The following is a 16618-nucleotide window of genomic DNA, read 5'->3' as shown; positions in this document are numbered from 1 at the left end:
ATGGTTCTCCTTCTCGTTCACTGCTCGATCAGATCACCGGCGAACCGGGCCGCGGGCGGCCCGGAGTGCCGGACGGTCAGTTCTGGCTGGGGGTGTGGGTGCCCGGATCAGCGTTCCCGGGACCATCGGTCCCGAACTTCAGCTTCAACGCGGCCCACCGAGGGTCCAGTGTCTCATGGGAATGACCCTCCTCGAGCTCCTCGCGTCGCTCGCCGCATTCCGGGCACAGGCCCAGGCAGTCGGGACGACACAACGGCACCAGTGGCAACGCGAGCACGAGCTCGTCGCGCACCAGGGGCTCGAGGTCGATCAGGTCGTCCACGAGACGGGGGATCTCGTCGTCCTCGGTGGTCGCCGCGGTGGTCGATCCCGGGTAGGCGTACAGCTCACGCAGGATCACCCGGACCGGCTGGGTGATCTCGATCAGGCAGCGCGAGCACTCGCCGACCGCCTCGGCCGTGGCCGCCCCGGACACCAGGACCCCCTCGGACACCGACTCCAGGCGCAGGTCCAGCTCCACCTCGTGACCGGCCGGGACGGCGATGACCGGAAGACCGAGCGACTCGGTGACCGGCGCGCTGATCCGGACCGGACGCATCGTGCCGGGCCGTCGCCCCAGGACCCGGGTGTCGAAGACCCACGGGGAGGCGGAGTTGAGACGGGGCGGAGCCATGCGGGGAACGATCCTGACGTCGAGGGGTGCTGCGGTGGAACCACGGTCCGGGCGTGTCGGCCCGGAAGACTGCAGAGGCGGAGCCGACCGGCCCCGGGCAACCGTTCCAGAGTACTCGACGGCCGATCGCCGGACAACGCTGTCGGCCCCGGCCCCGAGCGGCCACGGTCAGAGCCGGTAGTCCACCGACCCGCCGCTGCGCAGCGACGTCCGTCCGCGACCGACCTCGCGCAGTGTCTTGGTGAGGGTCTCCTCCAGCGCGCCCAGGCTGCTGTCGACATAGGTGTCGCACTCGGCGCGCATCCGGTCGGCGTCGCCGTGGGCGGCGTCGAGCACGCGTGCCGACTCGCGGTGGGCGGCCTGCACGACGTCGGTCTGCGAGACCAACCGGGCCTGTTCGGCCTGACCGTCGGCGACGGCGCCCTCGTAGGACGCCCGGCCGGCGGCGACCAGGCGTTCGGCCTCGGCGTGACCGCGGGCGATCGACGCATCGTGCTGGTCCTGGCCGGCCTGCGCGGCCCGGTCGGCGTCCGCCCGGGCGCGGGCGATCATCGCCTCGGCGCGGGAGGAGGCCTCGGCGAGCTGCCGTTCCGCCTCGGCGACCAGCCGGTTGGCCTCGAGCTGCGCTGACGACACGGTGTCCGAGGCCGAGGCGTGGGCCTCGGTGACGAGGCGGTCGGCCTCGGTGCGGGCGTCGGCGACCGTCGTCTCGGCCGAGCTGCGGGCGTCGGCGATCATCGCGTCACGGTGGTCGAGCACGTCCTGCGCGTCGTCGACCTCGCCGGGCAGTGCCTCCCGGACGTCATCGAGGAGTTCCAGCACATCGCCGCGCGGCACCACGCAGGAGCCGGTCATCGGCACCCCGCGGGCTTCCTCGACGATGGTGACCAACTCGTCGAGGGCTTCGAAAACCCGGTACACGGGCGGTCCTCCTCTCAGCTGTGGTGGGCGCGCCGGTGCGCGCCGAACCGGGGAGAGTCTTTCACCCGCCCGACGGGGCACCGGCCGACACGCCCGGCCGGATCGCTCAGCCCGGGTCGGTCCCGGTGCCGGCGGCCGGGCCGTCGGGCGGGGTGCCCAGCTTCGCGGCCAGCGCCCGGCCGACCACCGGGGGCAGCATCCGCTGCACGTCCCCGCCGTAGGTGGCCACCTGCTTGACCAGCGAGGAGGAGATGAAGGAGAACTCCGGAGCGGTGGGCAGGAACAGTGTGTCCACCCCGGTCAGACCGTGGTTCATCTGCGCCATCTGCAGCTCGTAGTCGAAGTCGGACACCGCCCGCAGACCCTTGACGATCGCGGTGATGCCGTGGGCGGCGCAGTAGTCGACGAGCAACCCGCCGAAGGTGTCCACCCGGACGGTCGGCAGGTGCGCGGTGGTCTCGCGGAGCAGGTCCAGGCGCTCGGACACGGCGAACAGGCCATCCTTGGCCGGGTTCACCAACACCGCGACGGTGAGGACGTCGAACAGTCCCGCGGCGCGGGCGATGACGTCGAGGTGGCCGAGGGTGGGCGGGTCGAACGAGCCCGGGCAGACCGCGTGCGTCATGGGGCGCGACCGTAACAGAGGCGGGTGTCCCCGTACCGCTTCTCGCGGACCGCGCTCAGCGGCTCGGGGAACCCGAACGCCCCACCCTTGGACCGTCGTTCGACCACCACGTCCGCGGCGGGTCGGAACCGGCCCCCGGCGACCAGAGCGGTGAGCACGGCGGCGATCTCGTCGTCCGGCACGTCGTACGGCGGATCGGCCACGACCACGTCGAACGACTCGCCGGCCAGGGCGGCGTAGGCCGCGACACCGCGCGGCACCACCTCCACCCGCGCACCGACCCCGAGCGCCTGCACGTTCGCCCGCGCCGCGGCCAGGGCCGCCCGGTCCTGCTCCACGAGCACCACCTGATCGGCGCCCCGGGACAACAGCTCCAGGCCCAGCGCTCCGGTGCCGGCGTAGAGGTCGAGCACCCGGGCCCCGGCCAGTCCACCCGCGGCGTAGAGGGAACTGCCCAGCGCGGCCCGCACCTTCTCGGCGGTCGGCCGGGTGAGCTCACCGGCCGGCGTGACGAGCCGGCGCCCGCCGAACTCACCGGCGACGATGCGGGTCACGGGGCATCCGGCGGCGGTGTCCTCGACGAGGTCCGCCGGTTCCGTTGGCTCCACGCTCTCGGCACGCACGCCTCCCGGCTCAGGACGGTGTCGCGGCCGGGGGTCCCGGCTGCGGCAACAGGACGGTATCCCGGCGCCCGACCCCGAGGCGGCCGCGGTGGGGGAACCTCGCCACCGGAGGAGGATCGGGTCATGACCACCGACCGCACCGAGTCCCCCAGCACACCCACGATGGAGTACCGCCGGCTCGGCTCGGCGGGCTGCGCGGTGTCCGCCTTCACGCTCGGGACGATGACCTTCGGCAACGAGACCGACGAGGCCGGTTCCCGTGAGCAGCTCGACGCCTTCGTGGCGGCGGGCGGCACCTTCATCGACACCGCGGACGTGTACAACGCCGGGGTCTCGGAGTCGATCATCGGCCGCTGGCTGGCCGATCGCGGCCCCGCCGTCCGCGACCAGATCGTGCTGACCACCAAGGCGCGCTTCCCGATGGGCGACGGACCCAACGACCTGGGCCTGTCCCGCCGCCACCTGCAGACCGCCGTCCGGGCCTCCCTGACCCGGCTGGGCGTGGACACCCTGGACCTCTACCAGGTGCACGCCTATGACCCGTTGACCCCGCTGGAGGAGACCCTGCGCGCGCTGGACGACATGGTGCGTTCCGGGACGGTGCGGTACATCGGCCTGTCCAACTTCACCGGCTGGCAGATCCAGAAGGCGGTGGCGGTGGCCCGGGAACTGGGCCTGAACCTGCCGGTGACCCTGCAGCCGCAGTACAACCTGCTGGTCCGCGAGATCGAGTGGGAGATCGTGCCGTCCGCCCTGGATGCCGGGATCGGGCTGCTGCCCTGGTCGCCGCTCGGCGGGGGCTGGCTGACCGGCAAGTACACGCAGGGCGAACGACCGACCGGCGCGACCCGGCTGGGCGAGGACCCCACCCGAGGCGTGGAGAACTACGACGTGCGCTCCGGCCAGCAGCGGACCTGGGACGTGCTCGACGCGGTCCGCTCGGTGGCCTCGGCCCGCGGCGTGGGCATGGCGCAGGTGGCGCTGGCGTGGCTGGTCGATCGCCCGGGGGTCACCTCGGTCATCCTCGGCGCACGCACCCTGACCCAGTTGCAGGACAACCTGTCCGCGGCCGGCCTGCACCTGGACGCGACCGAGACCGCCCTGCTGGACACGGCCAGCGACCCGCACCCGGTCGACTACCCCTACGGCGGGCCGGGTTCCGAGCAGCGCAGCCGCACCATCCGAGGCGGTCGCTGACCGGTGCGAGCGGGCCGCACGGGTGCACCTGCTCCGTGCGGCCCCAACCCCGTGCCCCTCAGGCCTTCTCGAGGAATTCCTGGTTCTCCGCGGCGATCACGTCGGCGACCATGCGCGCCAGACCGGGCCAGGACGCCAGGGTGGGATCGTCGCCGACCAGTCCCCCGGCGTCCGCCCGGGCCTGCTCGATGACCTCGCGATCGCGCAGCAGCGACAGCTGGCGCAGCGAGGTGTTCTTCCCCGACTGCACGGTGCCGAGCACGTCGCCCTCCCGCCGCTGCGCGAGATCGGCCTCGGCCAGCTCGAACCCGTCCGCGCTGGCCGCCACCGCGGCGAGCCGGGCCCGGCCGCGCCCGCCCTCCAGTGCCCGGGTGACGAGCAGACAGATGCCCGGCGCGGAACCCCGCCCCACGCGCCCCCTCAGCTGGTGCAGCTGGGACATGCCGAACCGTTCGGCGTCCATGATCACCATCATCGACGCGTTGGGGACGTCCACGCCGACCTCGATGACCGTCGTGGCGACGAGCACGTCGATGTCGCCGGCACCGAAATCCCGCATCACCTGGTCCTTCTCGGCCGGCGGCAGGCGCCCGTGCACGACGCCCAGCGACAACCCCGCCAGGGGACCGTCGGCCAGCTCGGCCGCCACGTCGACCACGGCCAGCGGCGGCGGGCGGAGGCCGGCGTCACTGCCGCTGGCGCCGTCCTCGTCGTCCCACTCGCCGTCGGGTCCCTCGTCGCGATCCCGCCCCTTGGCGCCGCGTTCGGGCTCGTCCCCGATCTTGGGGCAGACGACGTAGACCTGGTGACCCTTGCCGACCTCCTCCCGGACCCGTTGCCAGGCGCGGTCCAGCCACTGCGGTCTCTCCTCGACCGGGACGACCGTGGTGGTGATGGGCGAGCGGCCCGCGGGCAGCTCGGACAGGATCGAGGTGTCCAGGTCGCCGTAGACGGTCATCGCCACCGTGCGGGGGATCGGGGTCGCCGTCATCACCAGGACGTGCGGTGTGGTGCCGGACGGGGATCGCCTGGTGCGCAACGTGTCCCGCTGCTCGACCCCGAACCGGTGCTGCTCGTCGACGACGACCAGGCCCAGGTCGGCGAAGTCGACGCCGGCGGAGAGCAGGGCATGGGTGCCGACGACGATCCCGGCCTCCCCGGACACGATCTGCAGCAACGCCTTCCGTCGGGCCGGCACCGGCAGCGACCCGGTGAGCAGCACCACCCGCGTCGCCCCGTCGGCGGCGTCCAGCTCACCGGCCCGGCCGAGCGGGCCGAGGGTCGCCCGCAGCGACCGGGCGTGCTGGGCCGCGAGCACCTCGGTCGGGGCGAGCAGCGCGGTCTGCCGACCGGCGTCGATCACCTGCAGCATGGCCCGCAGCGCCACGATCGTCTTGCCCGATCCGACCTCGCCCTGCAGCAGGCGGTTCATCGGGCGCGGCTGGGCCAGATCGCCGGAGATGGTCCGGCCGACCGCCGTCTGCCCCCGGGTCAGCGTGAACGGCAGCCGCCCGTTGAACTCCGCCAGCAACCCGTCCGGGCGCTCCGGGCAGGCGGGCGCGGGGGTGTCCTGGGCGGCGGCGCGGCGGGCGGCGAGCACGAGCTGGACGGACAGGGCCTCGTCGTAGCGGAGCCGGTGCTGGGCGGCGGCCAACGCCTCCCGGTCACCCGGCCGGTGGATGTGCTGCAGGGCGCGGGCCAGGCCGGTGAGCCCGTGCCGCGCGGCGAGCACGTCCGGCAGCGGGTCCTCGAGCGTGCAGGCCTGCAGCACGAGATCGACGCTCTTCTGCAGCACGCTCTGGCCGATCCCCTCGACCAGCGGGTAGACCGGGATGATCCCGCCGGCGAAGGACTCGATCGTCTCCAGGTCCCCCGCCCGCCCCTCGGTCGAGTCATCGGCGAGCAGCACCACGCTGGGCGAGGTCATCTGCAGGGTCCGGCGGAACTGGGTGACCTTGCCGGAGAACATCGCGTCGGTGCCCACCGGCAGGTTGCGCTTCCACTGGTGCTGGTTGAAGAACGTGCAGGTCAGCTCCAGGTTGCCGTCTCCGACGACGACATTGGTGATCAACCGGACGCCCCGGCGGTTGCCCAGCTGCCGTTCGGTCACGCTGCGCACCTTGGCCCACACGGTGGCCCGTTCGTCGACCACGAGACCGGCCAGATCGGTCAGCTTGCCGCGCTCGTCGTACTTCCGCGGGTAGTAGCGGAGCAGCTCGCCCACGGTGGTCAGCCGCAGCTTGTCGGCGAGTTTGGCGGCCGTCCGCGCTCCCAGGACGGGTGCGAGGGCGGAGGACTGCTCCACCCGCGCTCCTCGGGGGGCATCGGCCGGGGACATCGCGGCGCCTTCCTGCTGTTCGGTCGGGCGCACCGGGGCGCCGGAGGGACGGGCACCATCCTGCCCGCCCTCCCCGACACTGCAGCGCCCGGCGTCGTCCTCCGGCCGGGCAGCCGGGGACTCAGTCCAGGTCGGAGGGGGTGGGCTCGCGCAGGGTGACAGCCAGGTCGAACAGCGTCCCGGAGGCGTAGGCCTGCGAGATCACCTCGCCGGGCGAATCGGTGTGGATGTGGAAGTGGTCGACCCCGGACCGCGACCACCACTGGACGTCCTCGCCCAGGGCGAGCAGGTCCTGGTGCAGGGCGGCGCTCTCACTCGTCCCGCAGCGGATCTCGAACGTCACCTCGGCGGTGAACGCGCGTCCCCGGTTCTCCCCCGGGCCCGCCCCGCAAGCCGCCGGCACCGCGGGCGGGTCGGGGGTCTGCGACGCCTGCTCGAGCCCGACCAGGAGCATGCCGATGAGCCCGCGGGTGCGGTACTCGACCCGATCGCGCGGATCGGTGGGTTGACCCACCCCCCAGCCCTGCATGGCGGTGGCCGCGGAGATGGCCGCCACCGCGTGCAGGTCCGCGCCGTCCACGACGACCTCGGCGGCGCTGACCCCGGCGAGGCGGGCGGCCTCGGCCGCCGAGGGTTCCCGGTTCGGCACCTCCGGCGGGCCGGGTCGGTTCAGGCTGTCCCGCAGGGCTGCCGCACCCGCGATCAGGCCGGTGACCAGGGCGATGGTCGGCGCCTCGCCGGGCGGATCCACGGGCTCGGCCGCTCCGAACGGTCCACCGGTGAGCCGGGACACCGACCCCTGGGTCGGCTGCGTCGGTCCGTCCGCCTCCAGCAACGCCGCCTGGGTGCCGGCGATCCCGGCCGCCAGGGCGTGCAGATAGGTCTGCACCTCACGGGCGGCGGGCTCGGACGCGGCGACCTCCGGCGGGCCGGGCATCGTGGAGTCGACCACGGCGGCGAGCAGCAGCTGCCGCCCCTCGCGCAGCACGGCACCCTCCACCGCGCTGGGCAGGATCCCCCAGTGCGGCATCACGGGCACGTCCGGGTTCAGCACCGTGGCGAACCAGCGGTGGACCAGGTCGGCGTCCAGGGACGTCATGCCCCCATCCTGCCCCGGCCCGGCCCGTCGACCCAGCCCCGCCGGTCCCCGGGAGGGTGATCCCGGCGGGTGATTCTCGGCCGGACGACCCTGCGTGACCGGACGATCACCCGTGATCGCGGGGCGTCCGTCGCAGGATCGCCGCCGGCCCGACTCCGGGGCCGGCGACCCGGACCGGCGACCCGAGAACGGCCGGTCGCCGCTGTCGGACGGCTGTCCGGAGGTGATTTGGCGGCCCGGACGCACGTGGGTATCCTTGTGGGGTTGCCCGGCAGTCGCCGGGCTCTTGGCGTGCCATCCGTCCACGATCCCGATCGTGCCGGTGCGGGCGACCGGGGACCTGCTGTGGCAGGTGATCATGCACATGAAGACTGAGTCGGTTGCGGGCAGGACGCCGCCCGACCATCGCGATGGGAGTAACCGGCCATGGCTGCCGTATGTGACGTGTGTAGCAAGGGTCCGGGCTTCGGGAAGAGCGTTTCCCACTCCCACCGACGGACGAACCGCCGTTGGAACCCGAACATCCAGCCCGTGCGGGCCCAGGTGGCCCCCGGCACCGTGCGCAAGCTCAACGTGTGCACCTCCTGCCTCAAGGCCGGCAAGGTCGTCCGGGGCTGATCCCACCGCACCCACCGTCCACCGCGGACGGGTGTCGAGCACTGATACAGACGAAACAGCGGCGGGAGACCCCTCGGGTCCCGCCGCTGTTGCGTACCCGCTCCATCTCGACGGAGCGGGAGTCAGCCCTCCCGGGCGCGGTCGGTCGGTCCTCGCACCACCGCGCTCGGGGGAGGTCAGTCGAGGGTGACCATCCAGCCGGCGGGGTCCTCCCGGCGGCCGGACTGCAGGTCCGTCAACTCGCGGCGCAGCTCCAGGGTCAGCGGCCCGGAGTTGCCGTCGGCGATGGTGAACTCCCCGTCCGCGTGCTTCACCGAACCCACGGGCGTGATGACCGCGGCGGTGCCGCAGGCGAACACCTCGGTGAGCTCACCGGACTCCACGCGTTTGGCCCACTCGTCGGTGGAGATCCGCCGCTCGGTGGCGGTGTAGCCGAGCCCCCGGGCCAGCTCCAGCAACGAGTCGCGGGTGATGCCGGGCAGCAGGGAGCCGGACAGTTCGGGCGTGACGACCTCCGGACCGACGCCGTCCTGACCACCGAAGACGAAGAACAGGTTCATCCCGCCCATCTCCTCGACCCACCGCCGCTCCACGGCGTCCAGCCACACGACCTGGTCGCAGCCGTGCTCGGCCGCCTGGGCCTGGGCCGCCAGGGAGGCCGCGTAGTTCCCCCCGGTCTTCGCCGCACCGGTCCCTCCCGGGGCCGCGCGGACGAACTCGGTGGACCACCACACCGTCACCGGGTGGATGCCCTTGGCGAAGTAGGAACCGGCCGGCGAGGCGATCAGGCAGTACGTGTAGCTGGCCGACGGACGGACGCCCAGACCGACCTCGGTCGCGATCATGAACGGCCGCAGGTACAGGGAGGACTCCGGGGCGGTCGGCACCCAGTCCGCGTCGATGGCGACCAACTCGCGGATGGACGCCAGGAACAGGTCCTCGGGCAGACGGGGCATGCCCAGCCGGTCCGCCGACCGGTTGAACCGGGCCGCGTTCTGCTCGGGCCGGAAGCTGGCCACCGTGCCGTCCGGCTGGGCGTAGGCCTTGAGCCCCTCGAAGATCTCCTGCGCGTAGTGCAGCACCATCGTGGCCGGATCCAGGGTGAGCGGGCCGTACGGCACCACCCGGGCGTCGTGCCAGCCCCGGCCCTGGTCGTAGTCGATCAGCACCATGTGGTCGGTGAAGTGCCGGCCGAACCCGGGGTCGGTGAGAATCTGCTCGCGACGCCCGTCCGGCGTGGGGCGGGTCGTCGCGGTCACCGAGAAGCGCTCATCCATGCCTGGACGATATCGCGTCACTAGGACGTCCGAGCATTCGCCCGGGCGTCGATCAGCGCACGTGCGACGGGACGAACGGCGGCTTGACCACCCGGGCGGCCAACGACCGGCCGCGCACCTGCACCGCGACCTCCGCGCCCTCGCCGGGACCGCCGGCGTCGAGCAGGGCCAGGGCGATGCCCTTGCCGAGCGTCGGCGAGAACGTCCCCGACGTGGTCTCCCCCACCCGGGCACCCGCCGCGTCCTGGACCTCCAGATGCGGACGCAGCACCCCGCGGTCCAGGGCCAACAGCCCCCACAGGGTGCGCCGGGGGCCGGCGGCCTTCTCCGCGACGAGGGCCTCCCGGCCGAAGAACGCGGGCTTGCTCCACCCCACGGCCCACCCGGACCGCGCCTGCACGGGACTGATCTCCCGGCTGAGGTCCTGACCGTGCAGCGGATAACCCATCTCGGTGCGCAGGGTGTCCCGCGCCCCGAGACCGGCCGGCCGCCCGCCGTGGGCGGCGGCCCGGTCCGCCAGCACGTCCCACAGTTGCGGCGCCGCCGACCAGCTCGGCAGCAGTTCGTACCCGTGCTCGCCGGTGTAACCGGTCCGACAGATGCGCACGGGCTCCCCGGCGATCTCCCCGTCGGCCCACTGCATGTAGTCCAGATCGGTCGGCAGCCCGGCGTCCCGCAGCACCGCGGCCGACGCGGGGCCCTGGACGGCGATGACCCCGAACTCCGCGTGTCGATCGGTGACGGTGATGGTGTCCGGTGCGGCCTGCTGCAGCAGGGCGACGACCTGACCCGCGTTCGCCGCGTTGGGCACCAGGAAGACCTCGTCCGGGCCGACCAGGTAGGCGATGAGGTCGTCGACCACGCCTCCGTCGTCGGCGCAGCACAGGGTGTACTGCGCCTGCCCCGGGCCGATGCGGCCCAGGTCGGCGGTCAGGCACGCGTTCACGAAGTCGGCCGCCCCCGGCCCGGTGACCGAGGCCTTGCCGAGGTGGGAGACGTCGAACACGCCGACCGTGCTGCGTACCGCGGTGTGCTCGGCGACCACCCCGGAACCGGCGTAGGAGATGGGCATCTCCCAGCCGCCGAACGGGGCCATCGTGGCGCCCAGGGCCAGGTGGGTCGGGTGCAGTGGGGAGTGCAGCAGCCCACCGGGTCCGGTGACCGGAGGTGCGGCACTGGGGGGCGGGGTGACGGACGGCTGGCTCGGCACGGACATGCCAGGACCGTAGCCTTGCGCTGCCCGTGGGTGGCGCACCCGCCCGCCCCGCCGGGCGGAGGCCCGATGATCCGGGTCCGAGCCCCGGCCCCCGCCCCGAACCCAGGGAGACTCCATGACCTCCGTCCGCCTGTCCGATCTCGACCCGCTCACCGCCGGCGTCGACGCCGTCGTCATCGGCTCCCACCCGGCGGCCGGCGACGGGACCGGTCCGATCGCGGCCGACCCGGCTCACGCGGCGATCGTCGCCGCCGCGGCCCTGGTCGGGGCGACCGGCAAGGCCGGATCGGTCACCACGGTGCCGGGTGCCGGCCTGGTCGCGGCGACCCGCGCCATCGTGGTCGGTCTCGGCACCCCCGCCGACCAGCCGGCGGAGGCCCTCGACCCGGTCGCCCGCCCGGTGTTCGCCGAGCGCGTCCGGCGGGCCGCCGGGGCCGCTTCCCGGGCGGCTGCCGGGCTCGACAAGATCGTCTCCACCCTGCCCGCCCTCGACCTGGGCGCCGCGGCCGAAGGGCACCTGCTCGGCGGCTACGCGTTCACCACCTACAAGGACCCGGCGAAGGCGCCGGTCGGCACCGTCCACCTGATCGCCGCGGACACCCCGGCCGCCCAGCAGGAACTGGCCCGGGCGGTGGCGGCGGCGGGCGCCGTGGCCATGGCCCGTGACCTGGTCAACACCGCGCCCAACGACCTGTACCCGGCGGAGTTCGCGGCGCGGGTGACCGCGGCGGCGCAGCAGTCCGGCGTCGAGGTCACCGTGTGGGACGAGGACGACCTGCGCCGGGACGGATTCGGCGGCATCCTCGCCGTGGGGTCCGGCTCGACCCGGCCGCCGCGGCTGATCCGGATCACCCACACCCCGTCGACCTCGCACCGGTCGATCGCCCTGGTCGGCAAGGGGATCACCTTCGATTCCGGCGGCCTGTCCATCAAGCCGGCGCTGGGGATGGACCAGATGACGGCCGACATGTCGGGGGCCGCCGCCGTGGTCGCCACCGTGCTGGCCGCAGCCGCCCTCGACCTCCCCGTCACCGTCACCGGCTGGGCCGCGATGGCGGAGAACCTCCCGTCGGGGTCGGCGTACCGGCCGGGCGACGTGATCCGCCACTACGGCGGGACCACCTCCCACGTGCTCAACACCGACGCCGAGGGTCGCCTCGTGCTCGCCGACGCCATCGCCCGGGCGGTGGAGGACGGACCCGACGCGCTGGTGGAGACCTCGACCCTGACCGGGGCGCAGACCGTCGCGCTGGGCAAGCGGACGATGGGCGTGATGGGTTCACCGGCCCTGCGTGACCGGGTGGCGGCGATCGCCGACTCCGTCGGCGAGGCCGCCTGGGCCATGCCGCTGCCGGAGGAGCTCCGCGAGGGGATCGACTCGCCGCTCGCCGATCTGGCCAACGTCGCCGGCAACCGGTACGGCGGCATGCTGGTGGCCGGGCACTACCTGGCCCACTTCGTCGGAGGTCGCACGCCGTGGGTCCACCTGGACGTCGCCGGCCCCGCCTTCCACGACGCCGGCCCGTACGGCTACACCGGCAAGGGCGGCACCGGGGTGCCGGTCCGGACCCTGCTGGCCGTGCTGGCCGATCTGGCCGACCGACCCGCCTGAGGCCACGCGCCTCCGACCGCGCCGACGGCTGCCGACCCCACCGGGATCAGCGGCCGTCGGCGGCGTCCCGCTCGCGGCGGCGCGCGAGGATGGTCTGCCTCCGGGAGTAGTCACGCATGCGTTGCGGGTACCCGACGATGGTCGCGTCGTAGACGGGCAGGGCGTGCTCCCGGGCGAACGAGCTCGCCGCCGCCGTGGTCCCCGTCCGCACCCGGTGGAACTCCCCGTCCGCGGCGACGAGCACCATGCTGACCTCGTTGAACGACGTGGCCGGTTCGACGAACACCTCGACACCCCGCCGGGCCGCCACCCAGTCCACCAGGGCCTGGTCGCGTTCACGTCGCTCGGCCCGACCCGAGGTCGCCTTCTTCCCACGCCGGAACCAGGACATCAGACCGGTCACTCCCCTTCCCTGCTGCTCGTCACCGCTCGTGGTCGGTGCTGGGTCGCCCCTGCTCGTCCTGCCGTCCGCACCGCTGCCGCCGCGACCGGCGCGTACTCCACCGGGCCGGCATGTCGCTCCGGCGGCCCGCCGTGTCCGGTCCCCCGGCCCGGCGGCCCAGTCTGGCCGTCGCGGTGTGGGGCCCCGGTGTCCACCGCCACCGCCGTCACCGCCGCCGCCCGCCCCCGACCGCGGACGGGGCCGGACGGCGACCGTCGGGGGAGGATGTCAAGATGGGGGCGCCCCGAGCGGTTCGCCACCGACCTGACCCGACCTGACCCGACCCGGATGGGTACCAGCCCAGCCGGCGTCGTCCTCAGGTGGTTCTCAGCATGGCGGTGGGTCGTGGGATCGGCGTGGGAGGGTCCTGTGGTCGTCAGCAGGACGCCCCGGAGCCGTCGGGGTGGCAGTGGGCGGTACGGGCCGGTGCCCGGGCCGCATCAGTGGTGCAGTGTCCGGGACCGACAGCAAGACAGCTGAAGCAGAAGACTGAGGAGCACGTATTCCATGAGCGACACCAACGTGGATCTGGTCGTACTCGGGGGCGGGTCCGGTGGCTACGCCGCCGCCCTGCGGGCCGCCGAGCTGGGTTCCTCGGTGGTGCTCATCGAGAAGGAGAAGGTCGGGGGGACCTGCCTGCACTGGGGCTGCGTCCCGGCCAAGACCCTCCTGCACGCCGCCGAGGTCGCCGACGAGGCCCGCGAGGGCCTGACCCTCGGTGTGAGGACCAGCTTCGACGGCGTGGACGTCCCCGCCCTGCTGAAGTACAAGGACGGCGTCATCAACCGCCTGTACAAGGGTCTGCAGGGGCTCATCAAGTCCCGCAAGATCACCACCGTCGAGGGTGTGGGTCGCTACGAGGGCGGCACCACCGTCTCGGTCGGCGAGGACCGCTACATCGGCAAGGACGTCGTCCTGGCCACCGGTTCCTACTCCCGCTCGCTGCCCGGGCTGGAGATCGAGGGCCGGGTCATCACCTCCACCCAGGCGCTGAGCCTGGAGTGGATCCCGCAGAAGGCGATCGTGCTGGGCGGCGGCGTCATCGGCGTCGAGTTCGCCTCCACCTGGGCATCGTTCGGGGCCGAGGTCACCATCGTCGAGGCCCTCCCGAGCCTGGTCCCGGCGGAGGACCCCTGGGCGGTCAAGCAGCTCGAACGGGCCTTCCGCAAGCGGAAGATCGCCTTCAAGACCGGCGTCCGCTTCTCCGGCGTCACCCAGGACGAGTCCGGCGTCACCGTCACCCTCGAGGACGGCACCACCCTGCAGGCCGACCTGCTGCTGGTCGCCGTCGGCCGCGGCCCGGCCACCGCCGGGTGCGGCTTCGAGGAGGCCGGCGTGACGATGGACCGCGGCTTCGTGATCACCGACGAGCGCCTGCACACCAACCTGCCCCACGTCTACGCCGTCGGCGACATCGTGCCCGGCCTGCAGCTGGCCCACCGCGGCTTCCAGCAGGGCATCTTCGTGGCCGAGGAGATCGCCGGGCTCGACCCGGTGGTCGTCCCGGACGTGAACATCCCCAAGATCACCTACTGCGACCCCAACATCGCCTCCGTCGGGCTCACCGAGGCCAAGGCCGTCGAGCAGCACGGCAAGGACGCGATCGAGACCTACGCCTACGACCTCGGCGGCAACGGCAAGTCGCAGATCCTCAAGACCGCGGGTGGCGTGAAGGTCGTCCGGGTGAAGGACGGCCCCATCGTCGGCGTGCACATGGTCGGCGCGCGGGTGGGCGAGCTCATCGGTGAGGCGCAGCTGATCGTGAACTGGGAGGCCTACCCGGAGGACGTCGCGCCCCTGGTGCACGGTCACCCCTCGCAGTACGAGGCCGTCGGCGAGGCCATGCTGGCCATGGCCGGCAAGCCGCTGCACGTGCACGACTGATCCCGCCCCCGGGCGGCCTGCCGCCCGTCGATCGGTATCGCCGCACTCCCGATGTCCCCGGCACCAGCCGGGTCCGCTTCCGTGATCAGGTCGCAGCAGACCGGTACTAGGCAGGAGATCCTTTCCATGTCCCATTCCGTCCAGATGCCCGCCCTCGGCGAGAGCGTCACCGAGGGCACCGTCACCCGGTGGCTCAAGCAGGTCGGTGACGAGGTCGCCGTCGACGAGCCGTTGCTCGAGGTCTCCACCGACAAGGTCGACACCGAGATCCCGTCCCCGGTGGCCGGGGTCCTGGAACGGATCGTGGTGGCCGAGGACGAGACCGCCGAGGTCGGTGCCGAGCTCGCCGTGATCGGTGACGGTTCCGGTGGTGAGTCGTCGGACGACGGTCCCGCCGCCGACGAGCAGGTCACCGAGGGCGGCAGCGGCGACCTGCCGCCGGACGCCGAGGGGGCCGCCGAGGACGAGGCCGCCACCGGGGTCGACGCCCAGCCCGAGCCGGAGGCCGGTCCGCTGGACTCCAGCGCCGGCAACGCCCCCGATGCGCCGTCCACCGACGCCGAGGTCGCGGCCGAGAAGCCCACCGCGGGCACCGCATCCGCCGCCCAGGGCACCGCCGTGACCCTGCCGGAGATGGGCGAGAGCGTCACCGAGGGCACCGTCACCCGCTGGCTGAAGAAGGTCGGCGACCAGGTCGCGGTCGACGAGCCCCTGCTCGAGGTGTCCACCGACAAGGTCGACACCGAGGTCCCGTCGCCCGTCGCCGGCACCCTGCTGGAGATCTCCGTGGCCGAGGACGAGACCGTCGAGGTCGGCGCCCAGCTCGCCCTCATCGGCGACGCGTCCGCCGCCTCGCCCGAGCTCGCCCCGAAGCCGGCCGAGCCCGCCGCGAAGGCACCGGAGGCGGAAGCGCCTGCACCCCGGGCCGAGGCGCCTGCACCGAAGGCCGAGCCGAAGGACACGGTGCCTGCGGAGCAGCCCGAGGAGACCGAACCCCCGAAGCAGGCCGAGGCCGAGCCCGCGAAGTCCACGGAACCCTCGGCGCCGTCCGCGCCCGCCGCGCCCGCTGCTGCGTCGACGCCGTCCTGGCAGCCGCCGGCCGTGGAGTCGACCGGTGCGGCCGGTTACGTCACCCCGGTGATCCGCAAGTTCGCCGCCGGCCTGCAGGTCGACCTGGCCTCGGTGTCCGGCACCGGAGTGGGCGGCCGCATCCGTCGGGAGGACGTCCAGGCCGCCGCGGACGCCGCGGCCGCAGCTCAGGCCGCTCCCCCGGCTGCTCCGGCTCCGGCCGAGGCGGCACCCGCCGCGGCGGCCAAGCCCTCGGCCGCCCCCAGCCCGGAGGCCGCGGCGCTCATCGGGACCACGGTGAAGCTGCCGCGGATCCGTCAGTCGATCGCCAAGAACATGCTGGCCGGGCTGCACACGGCCGCTCAGCTCACCACGGTCATCGAGGTCGACGTCACCCGTGTCGCGGCTCTGCGCGCGCGGTCCAAGGCGGCGTTCGAGGCCCGCGAGGGCGTCAAGCTGTCGTTCCTGCCGTTCTTCGTCAAGGCCACCCTCGAGGCGGCCAAGCAGTTCCCGATCATCAACTCGACGATCTCGGACGACCTCAAGGAGCTGACCTACCATCCGGCGGTCAACCTGGGCATCGCCGTGGACACCCCCCGCGGGCTGATCGTCCCGGTGATCAAGAACGCCGACGACCTCAATCTCGGCGGCATCGCCCGGAAGATCGCCGATCTGGCCGCGCGGACACGCAACAACAAGATCGGTCCGGACGAGCTGTCCGGCGGCACCCTCACGGTGACCAACACCGGATCGGTCGGGGCGCTCTTCGACACCCCGATCTTCGTGCCGCCGCAGTCGGCCATCCTCGGGACAGGGGCCATCGTCAAGCGGCCCGCGGTCATCCAGGACGCGGACGGCAACGACGTCATCGCGATCCGGTCGATGTGCTACCTGGCGCTGTCCTACGACCACCGGAACATCGACGGGGCCGACGCGTCCCGTTTCCTCGGCGCGGTCAAGAAGCGCATCGAGGCCGGCGAGTTCTCCGGGGACCTGGGTCTGTGACGCGAACGGTCGGGGCGGTG

The 16618-nt window shown here is 73.2% G+C and carries 14 protein-coding genes; 5 read left to right on the top strand and 9 right to left on the bottom strand.

All coding sequences use genetic code 11. The features are described 5' to 3' along the window. Positions 1-76: 76 nt before the first annotated feature. From J2S58_RS00255 to rsmD, 4 genes are all read right to left on the bottom strand, one after another. Positions 77-673 (bottom strand): YceD family protein, encoded by a 597-nt coding sequence (locus J2S58_RS00255; RefSeq protein ID WP_205255011.1) that lies wholly within the window; start codon positions 671-673, stop codon positions 77-79. 168 nt (positions 674-841) lie between these two features. Then, positions 842-1594, bottom strand: a complete 753-nt coding sequence (locus J2S58_RS00250) for an SPFH domain-containing protein (RefSeq protein WP_205255010.1) — start codon at positions 1592-1594, stop codon at positions 842-844. A 106-nt stretch (positions 1595-1700) separates the two neighbouring features. After that, positions 1701-2219: a pantetheine-phosphate adenylyltransferase gene (coaD, locus tag J2S58_RS00245; RefSeq protein ID WP_205255009.1), complete on the bottom strand. Its 519-nt coding sequence runs from the start codon at positions 2217-2219 to the stop codon at positions 1701-1703. Continuing rightward, a complete protein-coding gene (gene rsmD, locus J2S58_RS00240; protein ID WP_205255008.1) occupies positions 2216-2773 on the bottom strand; it encodes a 16S rRNA (guanine(966)-N(2))-methyltransferase RsmD in 558 nt (185 codons plus the stop codon). The genes coaD and rsmD overlap by 4 nt, the downstream gene beginning before the upstream one ends. 231 nt (positions 2774-3004) lie before the next feature. On the opposite strand from rsmD, the gene J2S58_RS00235 reads away from it, so the two are divergent. Further along, on the top strand, positions 3005-4039 hold the full coding sequence (locus J2S58_RS00235) for an aldo/keto reductase (RefSeq protein ID WP_344469962.1): 1035 nt from the start codon (positions 3005-3007) through the stop codon (positions 4037-4039). 58 nt (positions 4040-4097) lie between these two features. Here J2S58_RS00235 and recG read toward each other — a convergent pair whose 3' ends face one another. Both recG and J2S58_RS00225 read right to left on the bottom strand, forming a co-directional pair. Continuing rightward, positions 4098-6377 (bottom strand): ATP-dependent DNA helicase RecG, encoded by a 2280-nt coding sequence (gene recG, locus J2S58_RS00230; protein WP_205255006.1) that lies wholly within the window; start codon positions 6375-6377, stop codon positions 4098-4100. A 121-nt stretch (positions 6378-6498) separates the two neighbouring features. Beyond that, a complete protein-coding gene (locus J2S58_RS00225; RefSeq protein WP_205255005.1) occupies positions 6499-7476 on the bottom strand; it encodes a hypothetical protein in 978 nt (325 codons plus the stop codon). Between the two features lie 426 nt (positions 7477-7902). On the opposite strand from J2S58_RS00225, the gene rpmB reads away from it, so the two are divergent. Next, a complete protein-coding gene (gene rpmB, locus J2S58_RS00220; protein ID WP_205255004.1) occupies positions 7903-8094 on the top strand; it encodes a 50S ribosomal protein L28 in 192 nt (63 codons plus the stop codon). 176 nt (positions 8095-8270) lie between these two features. On the opposite strand, the gene J2S58_RS00215 is transcribed toward rpmB, so the two are convergent. Continuing rightward, positions 8271-9371: a branched-chain amino acid aminotransferase gene (locus J2S58_RS00215; RefSeq protein WP_205255003.1), complete on the bottom strand. Its 1101-nt coding sequence runs from the start codon at positions 9369-9371 to the stop codon at positions 8271-8273. Between the two features lie 52 nt (positions 9372-9423). Next, complete coding sequence (gene gcvT, locus J2S58_RS00210; RefSeq protein ID WP_205255002.1) at positions 9424-10587, bottom strand: glycine cleavage system aminomethyltransferase GcvT; 1164 nt, start codon at positions 10585-10587, stop codon at positions 9424-9426. A gap of 115 nt (positions 10588-10702) precedes the next feature. Here gcvT and J2S58_RS00205 point away from each other — a divergent pair, with 115 nt between their 5' ends. Continuing rightward, positions 10703-12199, top strand: a complete 1497-nt coding sequence (locus J2S58_RS00205) for a leucyl aminopeptidase (RefSeq protein ID WP_205255001.1) — start codon at positions 10703-10705, stop codon at positions 12197-12199. Positions 12200-12245: 46 nt separating this feature from the next. On the opposite strand, the gene J2S58_RS00200 is transcribed toward J2S58_RS00205, so the two are convergent. Further along, entirely contained in the window at positions 12246-12602 is a 357-nt protein-coding gene (locus J2S58_RS00200; RefSeq protein WP_205255000.1) for an oxidoreductase, read from the bottom strand. 546 nt (positions 12603-13148) lie between these two features. Here J2S58_RS00200 and lpdA point away from each other — a divergent pair. After that, the gene (gene lpdA, locus J2S58_RS00195) at positions 13149-14525 is read left to right on the top strand and encodes a dihydrolipoyl dehydrogenase (RefSeq protein WP_205254999.1); all 1377 of its coding nucleotides are present in this window, start codon (positions 13149-13151) and stop codon (positions 14523-14525) included. Between the two features lie 126 nt (positions 14526-14651). Beyond that, a complete protein-coding gene (gene sucB / locus J2S58_RS00190) occupies positions 14652-16598 on the top strand; it encodes a 2-oxoglutarate dehydrogenase, E2 component, dihydrolipoamide succinyltransferase (RefSeq protein WP_205254998.1) in 1947 nt (648 codons plus the stop codon). Positions 16599-16618 lie beyond the last annotated feature (20 nt).

Origin of the sequence: Nakamurella flavida (assembly GCF_030811475.1) — a bacterium.
Classification (GTDB): Bacteria; Actinomycetota; Actinomycetes; order Mycobacteriales; family Nakamurellaceae; genus Nakamurella; species Nakamurella flavida.
Note: the sequence above shows the minus strand (reverse complement) of the source record. Positions and strands in the feature narration are given on the sequence as shown.